We start from the raw sequence: 1,744 nt of genomic DNA, 5'->3' as shown, positions 1-1,744 counted from the left end.
CTATCGAGTACCCATGAATCCCAATAGGCTTGTTCTCGGCGCACGGTGATTGCCAATACTGACGTTATGCTCTGCTTGCAGGGCGATTCAGTTTTTTTGGCAGGAATTGCAATGCGTTCTTCAATGCTGATTTTTATCCCGTCAATCCACGCGCCCGAGTCGTCATCCCAAATGCAATTATCGTGATGCGATTGGTCACCTACCGCGTGGCGAATATCGTAGCGATGAAACAACCGGTAAAAATAAACATGGGCAGGAATGGATAAATTAACGATGTTGCGAATGTCCGCTAATTTTGCCGGGGCGCGTGGTGTGCCGGGATCAATGTGCAACCAATTACTATCGTCATCGAGCAAGGCATCAATCTGTATCCAGCGCAGTGCGCGCTTTACAGCAGCAGCGGTACCGCGTTGGCGTAGCCAGGGCAAACCGGCGTGAATTAATTCCTCGGCAGAATCAAAATAATTAGTGAAGCCTGACAAAAAAAATTCAGCGGCAATGAACGGCGCGAATGCGGCGGGTAATTCAGTGCGGATGCGCGCCGGTGCGTCGGCGTGTGCATCGAGCGCCGGAAATGACAACGCCTGCGATAACGCACGCTCAAGGCTGGTGCTGGCGGGTGGCAGTAAAGTTTCTACCATGCCACACCACCGTCGGTGAATTGCGTGTTGCCAGCGACGGCATATTCATCGCTGTTGATCGCAATTACATCGGCCATATCAAGCTCAAGGCGAGCCACGCCATCGATGTGCAGTGTTTTTACTGCCCATGTTTTCGCGATGGATTGCCCAAGCTTCGCGTGTTGCGCGAGCAGTGACGGCCAGCTTTGTTGTAATTGTTCGGCTAGATTCACGGGCGATGATTGCAAGCGATACACCGTGCCGGTGAGGTTGACAGGCTTCGCAATTGCCGCGCGGATATTCAGGGCAGGCCCTAAAATTTTAATGTGATCCTGCAAAAAATAAATCTTCACTTGTTGCAGTAAATCATGTTGATTTTGTGAGTCGGCAAGTCTGACCACCAGATCAATATAGCCGGGTGCCGTGCGTATCACTTCGGCAGCAGTGACATGAAGGCTAATGCTCAATGCGTGAAATAAATAATATTCACGTGTGCCCATGCCCGCCATGGCCGCAATGCGCAATAACAGCCGCTCGCGATAGCGTTCGTCCAATTCACCAGGCAAACGCGGCGCTTCAAATAATTGCCCCAAAAAATCAAGGTCCGTGTCTTGCGCGAATGAAATTAAATTCGATACCGCTGCATCATTGATACGATTGCGCAGCACTAATTCACGATAGGAGGACTCTTGCAACAGCTTGGTAATCGGCTCGGATTCCAGTGCCAGCACAGCGGCAACTTGATCGCGCTGATCGACGGGCAATGAATTTAAAAACGCGGTTTTGCGCTCAGCCAGAATATGTTCATAGTCCAACTGTTCCAGCATTTTGGGTGGTGGCAGTGTTGTCATTGTGAATACCCACCTTTTAACAATTCAATTTCAAGTCTCGCCAATTCCGGTGTGCCGGTATCGAGCCGGATAAATTCCATATCAATCACCACTTGCCCGTGCTGCTCGCTACTGACAAAACGATGCAATTGCACCAGGCGCACGCGCGGTTCCCAACGCGCAATCGCCATTACCGTGGCCGCATACACTTGTAATAACAATGTGCCGCTTAATGGCTGGTCGATTAATTCCGGCAGTAAAGAACCATAGTCGCGGCGCATTACTCGCGAGCCA

Annotated in this window: 3 protein-coding genes; all 3 read right to left on the bottom strand. The window is 50.7% G+C overall.

Translation table 11 applies throughout. The annotated features are described in order from the left end of the window. Window positions 1-641, bottom strand: a 641-nt coding sequence (locus A596_RS22500) for a phage tail protein (protein ID WP_200882997.1), incomplete at its 3' end; no start/stop codon positions are given. Further along, the gene (locus A596_RS21680; RefSeq protein WP_039918850.1) at window positions 635-1,471 is read right to left on the bottom strand and encodes a baseplate J/gp47 family protein; all 837 of its coding nucleotides are present in this window, start codon (window positions 1,469-1,471) and stop codon (window positions 635-637) included. The genes A596_RS21680 and A596_RS22500, both read right to left, overlap by 7 nt. Next, on the bottom strand, window positions 1,468-1,744 hold a 277-nt coding region (locus A596_RS21675), incomplete at its 5' end, for a GPW/gp25 family protein (RefSeq protein WP_039918849.1). The genes A596_RS21680 and A596_RS21675, both read right to left, overlap by 4 nt.

It is taken from the genome of Cellvibrio mixtus subsp. mixtus J3-8 (assembly GCF_000766945.1).
Classification (GTDB): Bacteria; Pseudomonadota; Gammaproteobacteria; order Pseudomonadales; family Cellvibrionaceae; genus Cellvibrio; species Cellvibrio mixtus_A.
The sequence above is the reverse complement of the archived record's forward strand: the minus strand, read 5'-3'. Positions and strand labels throughout refer to the sequence as shown.

Excerpts from the sequence above, each read along its gene's own strand:
- A596_RS21680 (WP_039918850.1), bottom strand. The coding sequence starts at position 1,471 with ATGACAACACTGCCACCACCCAAAATGCTGGAACAGTTGGACTATGAA.